At 33.1% G+C, this 4,717-nt stretch carries 1 protein-coding gene; it reads left to right on the top strand.

Annotation, left to right across the window (positions count from 1 at the left end; translation table 11 throughout):
• Positions 1 to 48: 48 nt before the first annotated feature.
• Positions 49 to 4,717, top strand: a 4,669-nt coding sequence (locus tag Q0W95_RS07495) for a Rib/alpha-like domain-containing protein (protein WP_297791450.1), incomplete at its 3' end; no start/stop codon positions are given.

Raw genomic sequence — 4,717 nt, 5'->3', positions numbered from 1 at the left:
ATATTATACTAGTTGTGACTAAGAGAAGAATTTATTAAAGGAGATTTTATGACAAAAAAAGATATATTACAAAGAATCATTGCTAATAAAAAGGCAGTTGGTCTAAGCAAAAAACCAAAATATGCGACAAGAAAGTTATCTGTTGGTCTTGTATCATGTTTATTGGGTTATGCCCTACTTATTTCACCAAGTTCAGCGCAAGAGCTCCATCAAAATAATGATGTTATTAATATAGGCGAAGAAGCCACTGAAAGTGGTGATAAAAATATAGCTAATATTAGTAACGAAGATTTAGGCAAAGATAAAAATCTAGAAAATAGTTCTCAAGTATCTAGGAAAGAAACAGAAGATAAACAAAAAGATATAAATGATGATAACGAAAGCTTTAGGCTAAGTGATGAACAAATTAAGAAATTAAAGGATGCGAATTTCACAGATGCTGAAATAAATCTCCTTGTTGAAAATATTAGACAAAGACTTAATAATGACAAAACTTTTGATGTAAATGGGCACATTGACGATGTAGTTAAAACTAAAGTTTCAGCCGAAAAGGCTGTAAAAAATATAGATGATAATGATAAAAATAGGATAGCAGAAGAACGTGCTCAAGACATTGAACAAGCTCAGAAGGATGCGGTTTACTCACCAGGCCAAGTAGGGGATACTCAATCTTATTCAGGAACAGCTTATATCTATAGAAAAGATAGGTTAAACGATGTTGGACAAGAGCCTATTGGTGGTGTCAATGTTTATCTTCAATGGGTAGACTATGATGGCTATGTTTCAAGAGTTTATAAAACAACTTCAAGGCCTGATGGAACCTTCACCTTTAATTTTCAAAAACCTGAGGTTGATAAATATGGAAATATTCATCATTTCCAATTGGCCGCTAATCCAAATTTCGCTATTAGAACTTGGGTAGAAAACCCAGACAAAGAAAAGTATAGCGTTGTAAAACCAGGAGATCAAAAATACGGATTTCACACAAGGCTAAATCGTATAAATGAGTCTTGGGATTTCACCGCCGGGTTAAACAGAATAGTTGGAGGTCAAGTGGTTCTCCAAGAAAAACCTATGAAGAATGATTGGCTAGTTAAACCAAAAGATGAATGGAGCAAGGCTAAAAGTTCAGATGGCATTTGGGAAAATCAAGGCATATACGGCAATGTTCGTGGTCAAGTTTGGTTTGAAAACGGAGATCCAAAGGGTTCTGATGCTCGTGGTTGGAAAAAGGATTCTTGGGATGTAAATGCAAGCGGAAATGAAGTTGTAGCCTCATATGTGAATGATGAAGTAGCTCGTCTTTTTGATAAGTGGAAAGAAAACCACAAAGACTATAAGATGGAAGATTTTAGAAAGGCTCAAGAAGAACTTATTAGAGACTATGAAGCTAAAAATGGAAAAGGAAGCCATATAGCAGAAACTGTTTATACCAAGGTCGATAAAGATGGCAATTATTATCTTCCATTTAGGGGACTTTATGGAATAAGCCCATACAAACAAAATTCAGGAGCAAAAATCTCCCATACTATTTCTGATGAAGAATATGGAAAACTTGTAAAAGATGAGGATATTACACATTCAAGTCTTATGGCATGGAATGGAACTGTTGGTCAAAAACACCGTCATATAAATTGGAAATATATGTATGTTTCCCCATTGATTAAACATTATGATTTGTGGGGCAATACTTCAGTTAACAATATGTTCAATGACTTATCAGGAACTTTGCTACCAATAGGTCCTGAAAGTTTGGCTGGTGGAAATATCAGAAATGTGAATTTTGCTTTCTTAGCAGCTCAACCTATGCACGATATAAAAAAATATGATACTAGAAATAATTATGCTAAGGCAGGTGATGTAGCTGAGAATGAAACTGGTGGACTTTTACCAAATCATGAATACCAAATTCAATGGTTTAGGGATGGTAAGAAATATGGAGATCCTATAAAAGTAACTAGTGATGAAAAGGGGTTAGTTGGGTCGCATCCTTTAAATATACCAAAAGATTTGCAAGGTCCACATACTTTCACATCAGGAGTTTTTTATGCAAATGCTGACACAAGTGATATAGGTTCATCTCTTGCTGCTGATTCATTTATTGCAAGTCCAGAAGCGATATATGATAAGGTTGAAAAGAATAAAGGAGAAGAGGCGAAAACAGAAGCTCCTAAACTATTGGACAATAATGGACAAAGGTATACACCAGATGCTGAAGATTCAAATCCAACTTATGAATATGTTGAAAGAAAAGTTTCAAAAGATAAAGATGGATCCGTAAAGGTAGAATATAAACCTTTAACTACAGTGAAGGTTGGGGATAAAGATATTAAAGTTTCTGTAGATCCTAAGACTGGTGTAGTTAGTGTATCCAAAGAAGAAACTGCAAAATTAAAGGATGGGGATGAGATAAGAGTTCCTGTTTCTATTAAATTTAATAATGGGTTGAGGATGAATGCTGAGGCTTTAATTAAAATTGTTGACCCAAATTCTATGTCAGCAAATAATAATGTTAAGTATGAAGACAGTAATGGTAAAGTTGGGGAAGAATCTAAGATAAATCCTAAATTTACTGATAAAGACTCAAAAGAAATACAAGTACCAAAAAATTCTAAATTTAAATTAGGTGATAAGGCTCCTGAAGGTGCAAAAATTGATGAAAAAACTGGTCAAGTAACCTATACACCAAATGAAAATGACAGCGAAAAAACTGTGAAAATTCCTGTTATAGTTGAATATGAAGATGGGTCTAAGGATAATACTGAAGCTAATATAAAAGTAGGAAAACAAGAAAAATCAAAGGCTCCACAAATCAATAAGGTAAGTGAAGGCGATAGAAAAATCTCTGGTAAGGGAGTAGCTGGATCAAAAATTCTATTAACCAAGGCAAGTGATAGCGAAGGAGATATAATTTCAGAAGATATCGTGGTTGATGAAAATGGAAATTGGGAAATAGATCTTCCAGATGATATTATTTTGAACAAGGGTGACCAAATAAATGCAAACCAAATTGAAAAAGGTAAAAAAATATCAGATCCAATTGCAAGAGATGTAGAACCGAAAGTTGAAGAGAAAGTTGAAGATAAGGATAATTTTGAGCCAAAAACAAAAGATATTACAAAAGATTTTGGAAATCCAACAAGTGAAGAAGAGATAAAAAATTCTGTAGAAATTCCAAATTATCCAAAAGATAAGAAAAATCCAACTATTAGCATAGATGATCCAAAACAAATTCCTGATGGAAAAAAAGCTGGAGATTATGAAGTTGATATTACTGTAAAATATCCAGATGGAAGTGAGGATAAGACAAAAGTTAAAGTAAAAGTTAAGGAAAAAACTCCTGAAAAACTACCGGATATTATAGATGTAACAGAAAATCCTGATTCAAAAACACCAGAAGGATATGTAAGGGTAAGTTTTGAAGCTGGAGAAGGTACAGAAATTGCTAAGACAAAAATATATGATGTAAAAGAAGGTAAATCTTTAAAAGAAGAAGATTATCCTCAAGTCAAGGCAAAAGATGGTTATGAAAATCCTACTTGGTCAGTAAAACCAGGAGAAAAAATCACAAAAGAGAATGCTAAAATTGTAGCAAGTGCTAAGAAAAAACTTACTGATGCTGAAAAATATAAGCCAAATCCAAAAGATTTAATAACAAAAGTAGGTCAAACTCCAGATGCTGATAAGGCAATAGAAAACAAAAATGACCTTCCAGAAAATTCCAAATATGAATGGATAAATAAACCTGATGTAAGTAAGGTTGGGGAAAGCTCAGGAAAAGTAAAAGTAACTTATCCAGATGGAACAAGCGATGAAGTTGATGTTAAGGTTACAGTAGTAGATGAAATAAAGGATAAGGACAAATATCCTGCCCAAAATCCTACAAAGACAAAGGTTAAGGATAAGGATAATCTAACAGAAAAAGAGAAAAAGCAAGTTGAAGATAAGGTTAGAGAAAAAAATCCAAATGCCAAAGACATAGAAGTAGGAGCAAATGGAGATACAACAATAACTTATCCAGACGGATCAAGAAATGAAATACCAGGAGAAAAAACTGTAGAAGAAAAAACAAGAATCGATGATAGGCACAAAAATTCTGTTGATCCAAAAGATGAAAAACAATCAACTGGTGTAAGAGTTGTAAATCCTAATAAGGATGGGTCTACAAAAGTAAGTGCAAAAGATGAGGATGGAAAAAATATTCCTGTTGAAATCGACAAAGAAAGTGGAGAAATTTTTGTAAAACCAGGTCAAGATGTAGATGGTCCAATCACTGTTACAGTTGAAGATGAAGATTTTGATGGTGGAAAGGAAAATATAGAAATTTCTGTAAATGGTCACAAAAAAGATAGGGATGACAACAAGAAAATTGAAAAAACAGATGCAGAAAAAAATCCAGCTCAAGATCCAGAAAAGACAAGGGTAAAAGATAAAACTAACTTAAGTCAAGAAGAAAAGGAAAAGGTAAAGGATAAAGTAAAAGAAAAAAATCCAAAAGCTAAAGAAATAGAAGTAGGAGCAAATGGAGATGCAACAATAACTTATCCGGATGGATCAAAAAATAAAATACCAGGAGAAAAAACTGTAGAAGAAATTACAGACGCAGAAAAAAATCCAGCTCAAGATCCAGAAAAGACAAGAGTAAAAGATAAAAATAACTTGAGTCAAGAAGAAAAGGAAAAGGTAAAGGATAAAGTAAAAGAAAAAAATCCAAAAG

The organism is uncultured Anaerococcus sp., assembly GCF_947253225.1.
Lineage (GTDB): Bacteria > Bacillota > Clostridia > Tissierellales > Peptoniphilaceae > Anaerococcus.
The sequence above is the reverse complement of the archived record's forward strand: the minus strand, read 5'-3'. Positions and strand labels throughout refer to the sequence as shown.